Origin of the sequence: Marinospirillum sp. (assembly GCF_044810985.1) — a bacterium.
GTDB lineage: Bacteria > Pseudomonadota > Gammaproteobacteria > Pseudomonadales > Halomonadaceae > Marinospirillum.
In genome coordinates, this window is sequence record NZ_CP085242.1 from 150,651 (window position 1) to 167,608 (window position 16,958).

Genomic DNA, 16,958 nt, shown 5'->3' on the forward strand with positions numbered 1-16,958 from the left:
ATGCCTTTACTGGATCGCCTGAAAGCAGGCAGTAGCCTGCCACCGGAAAAAGACATCGCCCTGCATCTGGAGCGCCTGTTGAATCTGCGCAAGGGTTCTCTGGCCCTGGATCGTGAATTGGGGCTGGAAGCCCAATCGCAACTGCACCTGGCTGCAGATGAACAGCGTTTTCAGGATTTGATGACACGGATTGCTGAGCAGGTCAGCCGTTATGAGCCCCGCCTGCAGCCCAAGAGCCTGGACTTCACCCCGTTGGGGCAGGCTTTGTTGCTGAAGGGGCGTCTGGTCGCAAGCCAGCAGTCCGTCGAGTTTCTGCTGGTTTTTGGCCAGGACAACTATTTGCAGGTTCACCTGCCTGAATCAACAACCTATCAGAAGGTACTGGCCCATGTTTGATCTTTATTACCGGGATGAACTGGAAAGGCTGCGCCACCTGGCAGTGGACTATGCTGACAAGGAGCCGGAGCTGGCACGTCACCTGGTACCTGGCAGTGATCCTGATGTCGAGCGCTTGTTGGAAGGTGTCGCCTTTCTGACTGCCGGACTCAGGGATCAGATGCAGCGCCAGGCTCCTGAGCTGACTCGCAACCTCCTGGAAGTGACCGCACCGGACAGTCTTCTGGCATTGCCTTCCACTGCCTTGCTGCAGTTTCTGCCGCGCAACGGTTTGAAGGAGGCCCTGTATCTTCCTGCCGGAACTCCGGTAGGTTCCGACCCGCGCCTGGATAAGAAGGTTGTGTTTACCACTAGCCAGGCCTGTCGAGTGCTGCCTTTACAACTGACAAACTGCGAGGTTGCCGAAGTGACCTCACGGGCGGATGGGGTTAGTTGTTATCTGGACCTGGAATTACAGGCAACCGCCAGCAATCTGGCTGAACTCTTGAGTGACCACCCTCTGGATATCCAGATTTCCGGCAATCTGGCCAACAGGGCTGACATCTATTGGTTGTTGGTGCATGAATCCAGGGCAATAGAGGTTCTGGTTGAAGGGCAGTCTCAGCCTGGAGTGGAGGCTTGTATTGAGCAGAGTGAAAGAGCTTTTCCGCTGGATTCCGAAAGTCTGGATGCTGCCGTAAAAGGCTATCTGCACAACCCTGAAAGCAATCTGGCCTTGCGCCTGAAGTTTACCGGTCTGCAAAAAGTGGCAGGCAGTCGCATGACTCTGCGCTTCTGGATTGATGACTCCCGTCTTTCCCTACCGGATATCACGGTCAAGAACTTCCATCTCAATACCGTTCCGGTGCACAACCTGTTCAGGCGTCAGTTGCCACCTTTTTTACGCAATGACCTCTTGCTCAGCCAGCCCCTGAAGGCCGATACCCGCCAGGGTAAAAAACTGCTGGTTCACAGGATTCAGCAGGTGACCGGCCTTTATACCGGAGCCAGTGAGCCCCACACCTATCTTCCCTACTGGGCGGTGGAAAACCGTTCCAGGGCCCATGCTTACCAGTTGCACTATCGCCTGGATGAATTGACGGGTCTTCCGGAATTCGGACTGATTCTGGCCAAAGGCAGGCAGATTGAAAGAGGCCGGGAAGAAATGCTGCGCGTGGAAGCCCTGTGCAGCAATGGCCAGGCTGCAGGTGGTCTCTTGCCGGGGGATTTGAATGCCCATGTTCAGGGTTCACCGGAGCAGGTGGATTTTCGCAACCTGACCACCAGCACGGCCTGGAAGCCGCCGGCATTGAACCCCGAAGCCGAGCAGGAAAAGGTACTGGATATCTCGGCCCACACCGCCAGTATATTCAGTCACGCCGGTTTGCTGCGGCGTTTGCGCAGTCTGGCTGATCAGGTCAGCCCGGATGAAGCACAAAGACACATCAATGAGAAAAAAATCCAGGCTATTCAGAATCTGCAGGTCGTGGCAACCGAAAAGTTGCTGGGCCAGTCCCTGTATCGGGGGCTGCAACTGAACCTGAGCATTAATGGCAAGGCTTTTAACAGCCTGGGAGAAACCCTGGTGTTTTGTGATCGCCTGAACCAACTGTTCAGCCAGTCGGCTCCCATCAATCATTTCACGGCCCTGCAGATCCATGAGGCGCAAACCGGAGAGGAATTCATATGGCCAGCCAGGCTGAGTCAGCAATTGCTCGGATAAGCAGGGAAGCCCACAGCTACTCGCTGCTGCAACTGGTACGCTGGATCAAGGCAATTGATCCGGGCAGTCAACTGCGTCTGCGTCCCAACTTGCAGGCAGGTCTGGCGGCCCGGCAGGTGGATAAAGCCTGGAAAGAGGAAGACCTCTGGTTTATCCAGATCAACCTGCCGGGTCTCTATGGGCGTACTTCTCCACTGCCTGCCTATATCACCGAGATCCTGCAGGATGCTGAACAATCCGAGCAGACAGCTCCCAGAGCCTTGCTGGATCTGCTCAACCAGCGTATCTATGAATTGCTGCTGAGTACCCTGAGCAAGGCCTACCCTGCCATTCAGCATATTGAATGGCAGGAAGATCACTGGCAGCAGTTGCTGACTCACCTGCTGGGCATCAGTGCTGCCGACCAGAAAAAGTTGCCGCCGGCCAGTTGGTTGCTGCAACACTTTGATTTGCTAACCAGTTCTCAGCGTAGCGCTCAGGGATTGGCTAAACTCCTGACCAGTTATCTGCAGCTTCCCGTTGCTGTTGAGCAGTGTGCACCCAGGCGGGTGCTGGTGGATGAGGCCTCCTGGTCACGTCTGGGTAGGGCCAATCATGGTCTGGGTACCAGTGCCTGGCTGGGCAGTCGCATCACCGACCGTAATGGCAAGATTCGGGTGCATGTCGGCCCACTCAGCCATGCCCATTTTAGTCGTCTGGTGAGTGACCAGGCGACCTGGCAGCTGTTGCAGACCCTGGTCAAGATTTATCTGGGAGTCAATCTGGAGTGTCAGCTGGTCTTTGTGCTGGAGCCACCTGGCCAGCCTCTGGCGCTGGGGGACAACAATTGGGGATATCTGGGTAAGAATACCTGGTTATTACAGGATCAACAGAGTGAGCGGCAGGACTATCTGACTGCTTGTTTGACACTGATTAAAAGGTAGCACTGCTGCCGCAAGTCACGATGGAGAGTTCTATGATAAGTTTTCGAGCTAGATGGTGGCTCAGCTGGTTGCTGGTAGCACTGGCTGCAATTCTGGTGATCTACTGGAGCGTACAGCAGGCCAATCAGACCCGGGTGATTCGCATAGCAACCGCTTCGGCCGGTGGCTATTATTATGAATACGGCAGTCTGCTAAAGGATATTATCGAGCAACAGGGCGATTATGATGTCGAGTTGCTGGTCACCGCAGGCTCGGTGGATAACCGGGGTCGTCTTCTGGAAGGTGAGGCGGATCTGGCCATTATCATGATTGGCTCGGCCACTTTGCATAATCTGGAACTGGTTGCCCCTCTCTGGCATGACCAGATGCATCTGGTGGTAAGAAATTCCAGTGATATCCAGTCCCTGATGGATCTGCCCGGTCATAATGTAGCTTTGGGCTCGGAAGGTTCCGGTTATCGTGCCCAGTCAATGATGATGCTGGATCACCTGGGAATTGATCCCGAACAGGTGGGGATGAATGATCTCTATTTCACCCAATTGCTGGAAAATGAAGAACTGGAAGGGGCGATAGTGACCACGGGCATGTTGAACCCGGATTTGCGCTCGGTTCTGATGAGTGGTGAATTCCGGTTGGTGCCGATTGATTTTGCCGAGGGTTATGCCCTGAACCAGAGCCAGATCAACCCCACCCAGATACCGGCAGGCACCTATTCCAGTGCCCGGGGGCCGTTACCACAAAACAATGTGGAAACCATCGGCACTCTGGCGGTCATGGCTGCTCGCAGTGGTTTGCCGGACAAGGTGGTTCATGCCGTTCATGAGGCCTTGTTTTCGGAAAGCCTGAGACGGGATGCTCCCACCATGGTAGACATCAACCCTCTGGAAGACCGCCTTTTGCAGTACATGCCCATGCACCCGGCCAGTGCACGCTATTACAACCCCTATGCCGGGTTTGATGAGCTTTCGCGTAGTCTGTCCTGGCTGTCGGATAACCGCTGGCTGTTGTTGGCGCTGATTGCCGCCATCGGGGGTGGAATCCTGCAAATCAAACAGCTGCAACGCCTTAAACAGCAAAAGAAGAGAAACAACCTGGAAACCGGGCTGGAAAAAATCTTCCGCGAGGCAGTGGAGCTGGAAAAATCCCAGAAGGAAGCCAAGGATATGCGGCTTCTCTATCGCTATCTGAATGAAGCCCTGAATCTGAAACACCAGGCTGTGGCTCTGGCCCAGGGCAACCACCTGAGTGATTCGGTTCTCTTCCTGAGTACCCTGCAACAGTGCGCTGATGTGCTGCGGCAGATCGAATGGCGCCTGGCGGGCCTGCAGGTCAATGAAATGGCAGGACGCCAGGCAGAAGCAGCAACTCACAGTTAACTGGAAGGTCGACACTGATGGCAAATCCGGACACCCGTTTTGAGTTTGAGATGCCCGATTCCGAGGCAGAATTCGAAGTTGTCAGCTTCAAGGGTCATGAGGCCCTGGGGCAGCCTTTTCGTTTTACTCTGGAGTTGTTCAGCCTGGAAGAGTTGAGCATCAAAAAACTCAGAGGCAGTAAAGCCAGCTTGCACCTGCAATCCATGGGGCGTCAGCGGGCTATTTACGGAGTGATCGCCCAGGGGAAAATCAAAAACCCTCTGGAGGATGGCTATCTGTATCAGTTGACTCTGGTGCCCCGTCTGCAACGCCTGAGCCTGATCCAGACCAATGAGGTTTATCTGGAGCAGCAACTGCCGGATACCCTGACTCAGGTTCTGGAGGAAGGTGAACTGGCCGCAGAAGACTTTGATCTCGGCCAGTTGGGCAGTTACCGTGACTGGGAATTTCGTTGCCAGTTCGGGGAAACCCATCTCAACTTCCTGCAGAGAATCTGTGAAAGAGAAGGAATTTATTACCGTTTTGATCATCAGGATGACAAAGACAAAATCATCTTTCATGACGATTGTTTTCAACACCTGGATGACCCGGAAATTCAGCTGCAATACCAGCCGGAAACCGGCATGGTGGTGGAGCAGGATCTGGGTCTATTGCAACTCTGGACCAGCCAGGGTGACCCCTTGCCCCGCAAGGTGACTCTGAAGGATTACAGCAGCAATTCACCTTCGGTTCAAATTGAAGGTGAAGCCGTGGTGGATGAAGACGGTTTCGGGCATATTTACCGTTATTGCGACAACCTGGTCAGTGTGGATGAGGCCGAGAAGATTGCCGAAATCCGTGCCCAGGAACTGGCCATGCAGGGCGAGATCTTCCTGGGTGAAAGCCGTGACATCAGCCTGGAACCCGGCCTGGCCTTCAGTGTTGAGGGGCATTTCCGGGAAATGGACAATGGCGACTTTTATGCTTTCAGCCTGGAACATGAAGGCTTCAATCCCACCTTCAGCCGGGTTAACCCTTCAACCCAACCCGCGCCTTACATCAACCGGATGCGCGCCCTGCGTACCGAGGTGCAGTTTCGTCCCTCACAAACCACGGAAAAGCCGCGTTTTCACGGTGTTCTCAATGCCATCATTGATGCCGAAGATGAAGGCAAGTATGCCAATATTGATGACGAGGGGCGCTATAAAGTGATTCTGCCGTTTGATCGGGTGCATACACCCGGTGAAGGTCAGGCTTCCTGCTGGATACCCATGATGCAACCGTCGGCAGGCACTGGCGGGGGTATGCACTTCCCCTTACTGAAGGACACTGAAGTTCTGCTCAGCTTTATTGGTGGTGACCCGGATCGCCCGGTTATTTCCGGGGCCCTGCCCAATGCCGCCCGGCCCAGCCGTGTGACCCGCGCCAACAAAACCCGCAATGAAATCCACTCGGCCAGCGGCAACCGTATTGAAATGGAGGATGAAGAAGGCAACAGTCGACTCAAGCTTTTTTCCCCCACCAACCGCTCCTATTTCCACCTGGGAGCTCCCAACCATTCTGGGGATGGAGTAACAATAACCACGGATGGTCTTTATCGTTCAGAAATCGTCGGTGGCCAACAAACCCTGATGTTTGCCAAAAACTATGAAGTGGGTGATCAGGGCGTAAAGGCTTTCACCGTAGAAGCCCATGACGGTGAAGACGGCGATACTTTTGATGAACAGGCACTTTTTGAATTTCCCAAATTCAGCAAGGATGCAGCAGGCGATTATTCAGATGCTGTTTTTACCCGTGATGAAGAACTGTCCGGTGAATACATCATCAGCCGTGAAGCAGGTGACCAGTATGCCTGGACGGATGGCAATACCTACACCTTTGGGGGCGGAACTGACTTTGGCTTTGGTAATGCCGATGAACGCAGCTTTTTTGTTGCCCCGGATGATGATCGCTATAGCCATATGACCTGGGACGTGCCTGAAAAATATGATGGAGCCAAAGCCTGGGAATTTGACAGCAATATTGGTGACGATGGTGACACCGCCTGGTCATCCGGAGATCATCTGGTGGAAAAAGTTTGGGGTAATACTTTTAACTACCAGATGGGTAATAACTACTCCTGGGGGGATACAGCAGACTATGAGTTCGGTAATGGTTATGCAGAAACTCACATTGCTGATGAGGGCAAGATCAACCAGAAAAAAGGCAATGACATGGTTGATCAAGGTGGCCCTTATTTTTCCAGCATCAATGGCCGCAATATTCAGTACTCAGGTCCGGGTGATGTCCTGGTGGAAAAAACCTATGGTGACGTTTACGAGTATCGTGGTGGAGATATTCTTGAATTACACGATGGTCGGGCAGAAGCCCATCACCATGGTAATTCCTGGGACTATCATCATGGGGATAGTTATGAAGAGCTTTATGGGTTAAGCAAATCCATTCATCACGGCCGGGTAGAAGATTATTTTATGGGTGGTGTGGTGGAAATGCACTTTGGTGCCGGTAAATCCATGAATCTTAATGCTATGAGCGAAATGACACTTGGGATGGCAAGTGAAATTTTTACAGGGGGTAAATTCGAAGCCAAGTTGGCTGCTGCTGCTGAAATTTTTGTAGGAGCTAAGTTTGAATTGTCAATAAGTAATACTACGAGTATTACTACGGGTGTTAAGAATGAAGTTGATGTTGCACATGAAAATAATATGAAGGGCTCAAGTTTAAGCAATATTGCAAATAACATTCAAAATGCATTGAATTCTATTGATAATAAGATTAATGATATTGGTAATGGGGCTAACAAGATTGACAACAAGGCAGGAGCGAAAATCAGCAATGCCTCTATTACTTTAAATAACTGAATATGCAAATTATAAAACCCCTGCAGCTAACTCTGCTCAATCGGTCTTTTACCTATCAACGTCGCTTCTACCTGTCTTTGGGAGCTCTGCACGGCTTTGAGCTCAGTAGTGGAAAGCCTTTGCTGGAACAGGAGATTTGGGAAAAAATTGCTGAGTGTGAAGAGCTGCAAATACTGGATGCAGCTCTACCCAAATACCAGGCCGAATATCTGGTTTATGGCTGCGCGGAAACACCTGGCTTAAACCCCCAAAAAGAGCTGTTGGTTGGTATTCAGGTCGGCGAGCTGAAAAAAAGCCTGCAGGTGCAGGGTTCCGGTTTCTGGCAGGGTTTTCCCGGTTTCCAACAGCAACAGGTGGAAGAACCTTTTAGCCGTCTGCCCCTGAGTGCAGCTTTTGCTTATGGTGGCGAAAGTTTTACTGACAACCCTGAAGGTCAGGGGCACCAGAAGGTAAAAACGCCTGAAGGTGAAGAACGCTACCCTATAACCCAGTTACAAGTATTGGATGATCCGGCCACTGACCCCGGCAAGCCCGTTCACTTGGCTTTTACCGCTGCCCAGGACTTGATGGCACCCCAGCGCCAGCAATATGCAGGCACCTATGATGAGGCCTATCAGGCTGATGTCATGCCGGGCCTTCCGGATGACTTTGACTTCCGTTTTTGTCAGGATGCCCTGCCGGATCAACGTTTTGACAGTCAGTTTTTACCTAAAAATCTGAGCTACCAGCTGCAACATCTCAATGCTGAACACCCCAAATTGCAAGGCAAGGTGCCTGACTGGCAGATAACCGCCTGGTATTTGCAAAAGCAGCCCGGCCAGCAGGAAGCTCAGGTAAAAAACCTCCAGTTGCAACCCGAGACACTGTTTCTTTTGCCCAATCAGAACCTGGGTTTGGTGCTGTATCGGGGTCAGCTGCTGGTTGAAAGAGAGGATGCGCGGGATGTTTCGGCATTGATGGTGGCTCTGGAAGATCCCAAGGCACCCAAATCCAAAGAGCATTATCAAGACCAACTTTTTAAGCGCAGTGATCAAAAAAATGCTTGGCGCTATTTGATGGACACCCAGCCCCTTCTGCCAGACCAGTTGACCTGTGGCCTAGCTTTATTAATGGAGCAAACAGGAGAAGCGCCGAATATTGATTTGCCCCAGAAAGAAAAAGCAGAAAACCTGGCCGAGCAGGCACTGGAAGAGCAAAAAAAAGAGTGGCAAGAATTTCAAGAGCAGCTACCTGAGCTGCAGGGTCAAGCGGCACCTGCCCCTGAGTGGCAGAAAGAGCTGGAAGCCTTTCTGGAAAAAGTTCTCCCCAAAAAGCCGGATGGCTCACTGGATATAGCTAAAATTGATTTTGATGCCTTTGATGAATTGACTGACCTGAACAAGAGAATTCAGGAAGAGGAGCAGCAACAAACTTTGGATGTTGCCTTGCCACCTTTGAAGGCACTTTTGGCTGATCCATCTCTGGAAAAACACCACCCCCTGATTCAAGAAAAAATTGATCAACTGCTTAATCCACCCATACCTCCTTGGCCCAGACCTGAGCTAGAGGATAACTTGCAAAGGGTCGATCAGGAATTGAATCGTTTGCAAGAAGACTTCATGGAGATTAGAGAGCAGTTGACAAGTGATCGTTACGAGAGCTTGAAACAACAGCTACAAGCTTCACAGGATCAGTTGCTGGAATTGAAAACTCAGTTGTATGAAGCTGAAAAGAAAATCAAACAGGGCTATCGCATGGGAGCTGAGCACCTGGAAGGTGGAAGTCCGTTGCGCAGTGAGGAAGAAAGAAACCGCTTACAACAGGAGGTCTTGTACGCAGTTCGCCAGGGTCAGGTCTTACCAACCGATGATCTTTCCAACATGGACTTTACCGGAATGCAGTTGGATGGTGCTGATTTTTCCAACTGCTACATGGAAGGTGTCCAGTTAAAAGATGCCAGTTTGCGTCAAGCGAACTTGCAAGGCGTTATTCTGGTGCATGCCCACCTTGAGGGAACAGACTTTACACAGGCCTGCCTGGATGAAGCCAATCTGGGAGCCAATCAAATTCAAAACTGTCGTTTTGTGAAGGCCAGCATGAAAAAGGTCAACTTTAATCGCTCAAACTTGCAAGGTATCGATTTCACCGGTGCTGTAATGGATGAAAGTCAATGGATGACCACTCAGGTGAATGACTGCAACTTTGCCCATACCAGTTTGCAGAAACTGAATTTGATTGAGCCGAAGTGGCAGGAATGTCATTTTAAAGAGGCCAATTTAAGTCAGGGCAATCTGCTTAATGCACGCTTTACTGACTGCAGCTTTGAAAAGCTGGCAGCAAAAGGAACTAATTTTGTTGAATTGATTGCAGAAAACTCTTCGTTCCAGCAAGGTCAGTTGAATAATGTCCGCTTTGTGGGAGGATGTCAGTTATCAGGCAGTGATTTCAGTCAGGCCTCTCTTAAGATGGCTTCCTTCCGCGAAGCCAAGGTGTCGGGAGGCAATTTTGATCGGGCCAACCTGGAACAGGCCGACCTGGAACTGGGTGATTTCAACGGTGCTTCCTTTTACAGAAGCAACCTCTTCCGGGCCAATCTGGCAAATGTCAATTTCACTCGCACTTACCTGGAAGATGCCAACCTGATGGAGGCCAGCCTCTACCATGCCCGCGTGGTTCAGGCTGATTTGCGCGGTGCCAACCTTTATGCCGCCAACCTACTGTATATGGAATACGGGGAAACCCGCTTTGACTTTGCCAACCTGGATCGCACAATGCTGCAGGACTGGAGGCCTTCGTCATGAACAAACAGGAGCTTCAGCAGTGGATAAAATCAGGCGATAGCTTTGTTTTGGAGAAAAAAAAGCTGAGTGGTGATTTTCGTGGTATTGATCTTTCCGGTGGATTTTTTGATCAGGTGGACTTTTCCGGTGCTTGCCTGGATGAAGCAATAATCAAGGAATGTAGTTTTAATCGCTGCACTTTTGACGATGCCAGCCTGAAAGCAGCGCATTTAACCTACACCAATCTGGTTGAGTGCAGCTGTCTTCGTATCGATGCCAGTGGTAGCCACTGGTATGCCACTTCCATTATCAAAGGTCAGTGGCAGCAAGCTAATCTGCAAGCCAGTCAGCATGATAAAACCAGTTTGATTGAAAGTGATTTTTCCAATACGCGCTGGCAGGGTGCAACCACTTTTCAAAGCAGCTTGATCAATACTTCCTGGCAAGAGGCTGAGTTAACCGACTGCCGTATGGAAAACCTCAGTTGTATTGATAGCAACCTGGCTTCCACTCATTGGAAAAATTCTGAAATTCAGCAGTCCAGCCTGATCAACTGTGATTTACGAAATGCTGACTTTTCGGAAACACGGGGTTTTCGCCTTAACCTGTTGGAAAGCCAGGTGGAGGGTTTATGTCTTGACCAGATGCAAGTTGAGCTGCCTTTCTTTTACAAGCTGGATCTGAGTCAGCGTGATTTTTCCGGTACGGGCCTGATCAAGCCCCAGTTTCAGGAAAGTCAGCTGCAGGGTTGTAACTTTCAGGGTATGGCATTATCCCAGGCGGGATTTATGCAGGCCCAGTTGCAGGATGCTGATTTCACGGGTGCCCATCTTGAGCAGGCGAATTTTATTGGAGCCCAATTGCAAAAGGCGGTTTTCAATCAGTGTCATCTGGAAATGGCTTTGTTTATCAAAACTAATCTGGAGGCTGCTGAGTTTATCCAGGTAAAAGCCGAGCAGGCGCAATTCAGCGAAATTCTGGGGGTGGGGGTCAACTTTTCCGGCAGTGATCTGACCAGTGTGGATTTCAGCCATGCTCTGCTGCAAAAGGCCAATCTGAGCGACTGTGAACTTTACCGTACCAACCTGCATGAGATTATTGATCCCGATTGCAATTGGCAGGGCAGTAACAAGGAGGCGGCCCTGGACAGTGATCCGGTGCGCCAGAAAGCCGAACAGGATGCCAAAAAAGCAGGTTAATCTTCAGGAGAATTTCCTATGTCACTAGAAGCTTTTTCTTCAACCCCGGACGGGGGCCAGCAAGCAAACGGCCAACCTTTTGAAGCCCTGGTTCAGGGTGGCAAGGACAACAAATGGTTGGTTATGGGTGAGCGGGGTGTGCTCAAGGCAAGCCAGGCCTATTCCTGTCTGGTTCAGCCTGCTCTGGGTGATCGGGTGTTGATACAGCCACTGGCGGGACACTATTATCTGCTGGCCATTCTGGAACGTCAGCAGGCTTTGCCCTTGCGGATTCAGGCCCGTGAAGGCCTGGAAGTGGATCTGGGTGGCCAGGATTGCAAATGGCAGCACGCCGGTCACTGGTCACTGCAGGCTGACAAGGCCAGTTTGTTGAGCCGGGAGACCGAAGTCACCACCGAAACAGCCCGGATTCGGGGTCAGCAATTGACCCAGCACTGGCAGCAGGTACGCAACCTGGTGCAGGATTTCTGGCATACGGGACAACGTACCTGGAAGCAGGTGAAGCAGGCCATCAGTCGTGTGGAAGAGGTGGAGCAGAAAAATTCCGGTGAGTATCTGCACCGGGTCGAGAATTCCATGACCCAACACAGCAAAAGAGGCAGCATCACCAGCGAAAAAGACCTGCGCATTGATGCCGAACGCATCCACATGGGCTGAATAAAGGAGAGGAATGATGGTTTTTGCAACAACTCAAATGGGCGGCATGAATCTGGGATTTCCTGATGTCTGCATCACGCCAGCAGTGCCTCCCATTCCCACTCCTTATCCCAATATTGCGGTGCCGACTACAGCCATTCCTTCGCAGGTGAAGGTGCTGACACTAGCCATGCCCAACCATAATATGATGACCATTACGCCCATGAGTAATGGCGATAATGCCGGTGTTATGTTGAACCCGGCCTCAGGCATGGTGATGGGGCCACAAAGGCAAATGCTGGGTAGTCTGAAAACCCTCATGGGCGGCATGCCAGCTAATAAAATGCTGGGGATGTCCGGCCAGAACGGGTTCACTCCGGGCGCACCTGGAGTCACCCTGGCACCCTCCCAGGTCAAGCTGATGTTGCTGACCTGAGGGAGGCTGGAAAAGCGGCTTAATCTTGCAGCAGGGAATAAATCCGCTGATTGCTATCCCGCAAACGCTCGGATTGCATGAAAACCACAAAACGATGGAAGGCCATGGCCAGATCAGGATCACGGGCTTCCAGTTGTTCCAGGGCGGCGTAGGTCAGGGTCAATACCTGGGTACCTCCGGCAGCCCGGGCCGAGGCTGAGCGGGGTTCATCCAGATAAAGCCCCATTTCCCCAAGCAGGGTTCCCGGCCGCATCTTTTTCAAACGCATCAGACTGCCGGTTTCGCGGTTTTTGAGCAGCACTTCCACGCTGCCCTGGGCAATGATGTAAAGGCTGCGTTTACGCTGGCCTTCCTGCAGAATCCACTCGCCATCGGCAAAAGCCTCTTCCTTGAAGTAGGCCAGCAGGCGACGGATCTCGTGTTCCTGTAAAATCATCCGGTGCTGCAACATGGCTCTGACCGGAGACAATTCGCTGTTATGAAAGCCCTTCAGGATGCGGTTTTCCAGAAGCTCCAGGGCTTCTTCCAGGGATTCCGACATGCGAATGGCACCTGGGCTATCTTCCTTGCTGAACACCAAACCGGCCGCCAAAAGACGTTCCTGAATGGTCTGGTTCAGGCCGGTGATGTGGACCTGGATTTTCTGGGTATCGCAAAACTGTTTGAGGCGCAGCAGGCTGTTGGCGGTGGAGGAGTCGGCATTGCTGACACGGTGAAAGTCCAGCAGCAGGGCTTCAATTTTTGCCTTGCCATGCTGAACATCCTCTTTGATTTGTTCAACCAGGGTGTTGGCGGAGCCGAAAAACAGAAAGCCCCGCAACTGGTAGATACGCGCACGGTCAGCCTGTTCCTTGAGCCAGTTTTGCTCCTGGGGGGTTCGCTCCACACCGCTTTGCAAACCGGCCAGACTGGTGTTCAGGTGAATGGCCTGCAGGCGACTGTATTCACGGATAAAAAGCAGAATCGTCAACAGCAAGCCCAGCAAAACCCCGCCTAGAAAGCCCTGAAAGACAATCACCACAAAGATCACAGCAATGACAAACTGATCCGCTCGGGGAAAGCGTTGGCCGGAAGTCAGCAACCACTGGTGAACAAACTGCATGCCCTGAAAAATCAACAGGCCGGCAACCAGAGGCAGGGGCAACCAGCGCAAGAGGTGTTCATGCAGCAACAGGGCCACCAGCAGAAAGGCCGCAATCATAAAACCCGTCAGCCGATAATTGGCCTTCATCTGGCGCACCATGCTGGTCTGGCTGAGAGACAAGGAGCCCACGCCGCCACCGGCCAGGGCGTTGATGAGGTTCATTCCCCCGGCCACTTTGAGCTCCTGATCCAGGTTCAGATCCTGCTTGGCCAGCAGCTCAATGGAGGTGGCCTGCAATAGCATGGAGAGTACTGAAATGACCGCCAGGGTTAAAAGAGCAGTCCAGGGCAGCAGCAACCAGTCCACTTCCGGCAGCCCCTTGCTGAGCCATTGCCAACTGGTCAAGGGGAGTTGACCAGCCGCTTCCAGGTGAAAGAACCAACTGCCCTGGTTTTGCAGGTAGGGGGCCAGAAAGACCATGAGAGCCCCACCCAGAAGGGTGGCACCGGGCAACAGATAAGAGGGAGGGATGCGCTTACGCAGCAGCCATAAAAGAGCCGCAAAACCAACGCCCATCCACAGGGCGGAATCCTGAAAAGCAGTCAGCTCAAAGCTGTTAACTCCAGTCAACGACAGACCGCCCTTGATGAACAGCCAGCCGACCCCGGCCAGAAACCCCGCCAGTACCGGAAGAGGCAGATAGCGAACGATCTTGCTGAGCTTGAGGCTGCCCAGGGTCAGCATCAGGCCAGCGGTCAAGAGGCCACCGATCAACAACACCAGCCACAACTCCTCGATACTGGGGTTGTTGCTGCGAAAGATCTCGGCAAACATGGCCGCTGCACTGGGCAGGGGGATCGCAATTAACCCCGCCATGCTGCCTTTCCAGGCTACAAAAAGTGCGGAGACCAGAGCAGTCAGCAGCAGGGCCATCACCATATCGGGAAGCAAGGATTGCTGAGAGGAGTGCACCATCATGGCGGCAAAGGAAAAAGACAGAACCGTACTGATCAGGCTCATCAGAGCAACGGCAGGCAGCAGACGTAAAACAAGTTTTAACTGGGGCATGAACAGCTGATCCTTGTTATTAGTTTTTATAAAAAGCGGGCAGGTAATCAGGCAGTTGTTCTTGATAGGCCTGATCAAGTTGCAACTGGTTTAAAGTGTAGCCTTGGCGACGTATTAAAGGAAGTATTCCCCGGGCTACTTCAGCCAGTATCCGGGAATTTTCTTCCTGGGTTTGCAGGTAACGGTTGAGGGGTGCCTGATACATTAGAAAAGGGTGGTCATCACGGTGTAATTGTGCTTGGGCAATCAAGGGTTCCAGTTCTTCTTCAGTCAGCCAGATGTGTGCCAGCAACTGGTGAAGGGTTTTGATTTTAATCGGCTCCTCTGCCAGGTCTGCAGCGACTTGAGGCGGTTGCATACGTCTGTCCAGACGTTCAGGGTCAAGATCCAGAGGCTGCTGGGAACCGATCAATAGCAAGTCGGCCTCGGCTAGGGTGAAAGCGACCAGAGTATAGGGGAAAACGGATTGGAAAGTGGCCAGAATGGAATGAACCTGCTGTGGAGGAAGATCATAAATTTGCAGCCATTGTGCGTAGATGCCGCCGGATTTAAGTGCTTTGGCACCCAATTGATAATGTTCTTGAGTAAACAGACTGGCTATGCCTGTAATCCAGGGGTTGGAAGGCTCGGATAAAATAACATCATACTGCCTGGGATGAAGATAAAGATGCAGTCGGCCATCGGTTATCCGAATATCAGCCTTGTCCTGCTGATGAAATTGATGGTTGTAGTCCGAGAAGAAGCGGGCTGCTTCCACCATGGCGGGTTCTATCTCTACGACGGTCACTTTTTTTGTTGCCGGATGAAGACTAGCTGATCCCGCTGTAACACCTGTGCCCATGCCTATGACTGCAACCTCCAGGGGTGCGGGGTGAAGTATTGAAGGCAGGTGGGCGATCAATTTCTGAGTTGGCATATCCAGCTGTGAGGAGCCATCCACCTTGCCATTGGTGGCAATATAAATATTGTCCTGTTCAAGAAGGCGGTTGCGCTCAACACTGATCGTTGCCGTTAAACCGTCCTGATAAAAAAGCAGTTCTGTACTTTCTTCAAGATATTCAGCCAAGGAGTATTCTTTGCTGATTTCGGCGTAGATCTCTGCATACTCAGAGACGCCACTGACCATGAGTGCCCTGTTCCAGCCGGGAGCAAAATAAAACGCTGCCATCAAAAAATTGATGGAGACCAGTAAAGGCAAGTACCCTTTGGGTTGCCTGATGTAGGGCAAGAGCACCAGAAGCCCGGCCATGACAAGCAGGCTGGCCGCCAGAAGCAGACTGGTGACCAGGCCCAATAGAGGAATGAGTATAAACCCGGCTCCGGTGGAACCAAGAATCGTGCCTAGGGTATTCCAGAAATAAAGGCTGCCGGTTTGTTGGGCCGCTCTTGCTCTCTGGGCTATAACCAGGTGTAAAGCAAAAGGAAATAACATGCCCAGTAACCAGGATGGAAGCAACAGCAAGCTGGTGGCGATGCCCATGTTGATTTTGAACTGCCCGAATAAACTGCTTGCTGTCTGAGTGTTGAATAACCCCAAAAATAATTCAGGCAACTGGGTTAAAACAAAACTACTGGCATATACAGCCAAGCCAGTCACCAGTGCCAGGATCGAAAAACCAAAAACCCGCCCACGTTGCCAGTATTTAAGCAGCAGGGAAGCGGTCAAGGCACCGCCACCCAAGCCTAGTAAAAAGACTGCAAGCACACTGGTGAAAGCATAGGCAGAAGCCCCCACAATCAATACCAGGACTCGTGTCCAGGCCAGTTGACAAATCAGACCCGCCATACCGCTCAGTGTGACTGCCAGGGTTATCAGGGGTAGAAAGCTTCTCTGTTCTGTTGATGAAACCGGTAAGGATGATTTTGACTCCTGAAATGAAGAACCGCTTCGTTCATGATTGCGACTTAATAACAGCAGCCCAAGTGCCATGCCCAGATTGATGACAGCCGCCAGTTGTAAAGTGGAGCTGTTGCCCATTAGAGGTAAAAGTACAAAACCGGCAGCCAGGCAGCCGACCACAGCACCAAGGGTGTTCAAGGCATAAAAAAAACTGGTTGTAGCGGCTGTATTCTCTGATTGTTTGGCGGCAAACCGGGCCAGCAAGGGCAGGGTGGCTCCCATCAGCAAAGTGGGCGGTAACAGCAGCAGGCTACTGACCAGGAAACGGAAAAAGCTGAGAAGCCAGATATTTTCTGGAGCCTGGCTGCCGAGAAAACCAAACAAGGGTAGCAGGCTGTTTAAAATAGAGGGGCTAAGCAAGGCGTACAGGGCCAGTAAAGCTTCCAGATAGCCATAGATTTTCAGCGGGCGTGCAAGCCGGTTGGCTAGATGTCCGCTGAAGTAGGCACCTGCAGCCAGTCCACCCAGAAACACCGAAACCAGAGTGGTGACAGCCAGGGCATCCGCTCCCAGCTCCGGACTGAGTATTCTGACCCAGGTCACCTCATAAATAAGGGCCAGACCACCGGACAAGAAGAAAATCAGGCCAATCAGGATAAAGATATAGCGTGGCACCAGGCACTCCCCACCAGGATGAAT

Annotated in this window: 11 protein-coding genes; 9 read left to right on the forward strand and 2 right to left on the reverse strand. The window is 51.8% G+C overall.

Annotated features, from left to right (window positions below):
• Genes LG323_RS00785 through LG323_RS00825 form a run of 9 tightly spaced genes read left to right on the forward strand, consistent with a single transcriptional unit; the run spans position 1 to position 12,267 of the window.
• Positions 1–396 carry a GPW/gp25 family protein gene (locus tag LG323_RS00785; protein WP_404418191.1) on the forward strand — a complete coding sequence of 132 codons (396 nt, stop codon included), beginning with the start codon at positions 1–3 and terminating at the stop codon, positions 394–396.
• Entirely contained in the window at positions 389–2,098 is a 1,710-nt protein-coding gene (tssF, locus tag LG323_RS00790) for a type VI secretion system baseplate subunit TssF (RefSeq protein ID WP_404418193.1), read from the forward strand. The genes LG323_RS00785 and tssF overlap by 8 nt, the downstream gene beginning before the upstream one ends.
• Positions 2,062–3,021 carry a type VI secretion system baseplate subunit TssG gene (tssG, locus tag LG323_RS00795; protein ID WP_310695840.1) on the forward strand — a complete coding sequence of 320 codons (960 nt, stop codon included), beginning with the start codon at positions 2,062–2,064 and terminating at the stop codon, positions 3,019–3,021. The genes tssF and tssG overlap by 37 nt, the downstream gene beginning before the upstream one ends.
• 32 nt (positions 3,022–3,053) lie before the next feature.
• Complete coding sequence (locus LG323_RS00800) at positions 3,054–4,397, forward strand: TAXI family TRAP transporter solute-binding subunit (RefSeq protein ID WP_310695839.1); 1,344 nt, start codon at positions 3,054–3,056, stop codon at positions 4,395–4,397.
• A 17-nt stretch (positions 4,398–4,414) separates the two neighbouring features.
• A complete protein-coding gene (locus tag LG323_RS00805; protein WP_404418195.1) occupies positions 4,415–7,237 on the forward strand; it encodes a type VI secretion system Vgr family protein in 2,823 nt (940 codons plus the stop codon).
• Positions 7,238–7,239: 2 nt separating this feature from the next.
• Positions 7,240–10,017, forward strand: coding sequence for a DUF2169 domain-containing protein (locus tag LG323_RS00810; protein ID WP_404418197.1), 2,778 nt, complete (start codon positions 7,240–7,242; stop codon positions 10,015–10,017).
• Positions 10,014–11,195, forward strand: a complete 1,182-nt coding sequence (locus LG323_RS00815) for a pentapeptide repeat-containing protein (protein ID WP_404418199.1) — start codon at positions 10,014–10,016, stop codon at positions 11,193–11,195. Before LG323_RS00810 ends, LG323_RS00815 begins: the two co-directional genes overlap by 4 nt.
• Positions 11,196–11,213: 18 nt before the next feature.
• Entirely contained in the window at positions 11,214–11,852 is a 639-nt protein-coding gene (locus tag LG323_RS00820; RefSeq protein WP_404418201.1) for a DUF3540 domain-containing protein, read from the forward strand.
• 13 nt (positions 11,853–11,865) lie between these two features.
• Positions 11,866–12,267, forward strand: coding sequence for a DUF4150 domain-containing protein (locus tag LG323_RS00825; protein ID WP_404418203.1), 402 nt, complete (start codon positions 11,866–11,868; stop codon positions 12,265–12,267).
• 19 nt (positions 12,268–12,286) lie between these two features.
• On the opposite strand, the gene LG323_RS00830 is transcribed toward LG323_RS00825, so the two are convergent.
• Together LG323_RS00830 and LG323_RS00835 are read right to left on the reverse strand one after the other, a co-directional pair.
• Complete coding sequence (locus LG323_RS00830) at positions 12,287–14,419, reverse strand: SulP family inorganic anion transporter (RefSeq protein ID WP_404418205.1); 2,133 nt, start codon at positions 14,417–14,419, stop codon at positions 12,287–12,289.
• Between the two features lie 19 nt (positions 14,420–14,438).
• Positions 14,439–16,934, reverse strand: a complete 2,496-nt coding sequence (locus tag LG323_RS00835; protein WP_404418207.1) for a fused MFS/spermidine synthase — start codon at positions 16,932–16,934, stop codon at positions 14,439–14,441.
• Between the last annotated feature and the right edge of the window lie 24 nt (positions 16,935–16,958).

Excerpts from the sequence above, each read along its gene's own strand:
- LG323_RS00785 (WP_404418191.1), top strand. The coding sequence starts at position 1 with ATGCCTTTACTGGATCGCCTGAAAGCAGGCAGTAGCCTGCCACCGGAA.
- tssF (WP_404418193.1), top strand. The coding sequence starts at position 389 with ATGTTTGATCTTTATTACCGGGATGAACTGGAAAGGCTGCGCCACCTG.
- tssG (WP_310695840.1), top strand. The coding sequence starts at position 2,062 with ATGGCCAGCCAGGCTGAGTCAGCAATTGCTCGGATAAGCAGGGAAGCC.
- LG323_RS00800 (WP_310695839.1), top strand. The coding sequence starts at position 3,054 with ATGATAAGTTTTCGAGCTAGATGGTGGCTCAGCTGGTTGCTGGTAGCA.
- LG323_RS00805 (WP_404418195.1), top strand. The coding sequence starts at position 4,415 with ATGGCAAATCCGGACACCCGTTTTGAGTTTGAGATGCCCGATTCCGAG.
- LG323_RS00810 (WP_404418197.1), top strand. The coding sequence starts at position 7,240 with ATGCAAATTATAAAACCCCTGCAGCTAACTCTGCTCAATCGGTCTTTT.
- LG323_RS00815 (WP_404418199.1), top strand. The coding sequence starts at position 10,014 with ATGAACAAACAGGAGCTTCAGCAGTGGATAAAATCAGGCGATAGCTTT.
- LG323_RS00820 (WP_404418201.1), top strand. The coding sequence starts at position 11,214 with ATGTCACTAGAAGCTTTTTCTTCAACCCCGGACGGGGGCCAGCAAGCA.
- LG323_RS00825 (WP_404418203.1), top strand. The coding sequence starts at position 11,866 with ATGATGGTTTTTGCAACAACTCAAATGGGCGGCATGAATCTGGGATTT.
- LG323_RS00830 (WP_404418205.1), bottom strand. The coding sequence starts at position 14,419 with ATGCCCCAGTTAAAACTTGTTTTACGTCTGCTGCCTGCCGTTGCTCTG.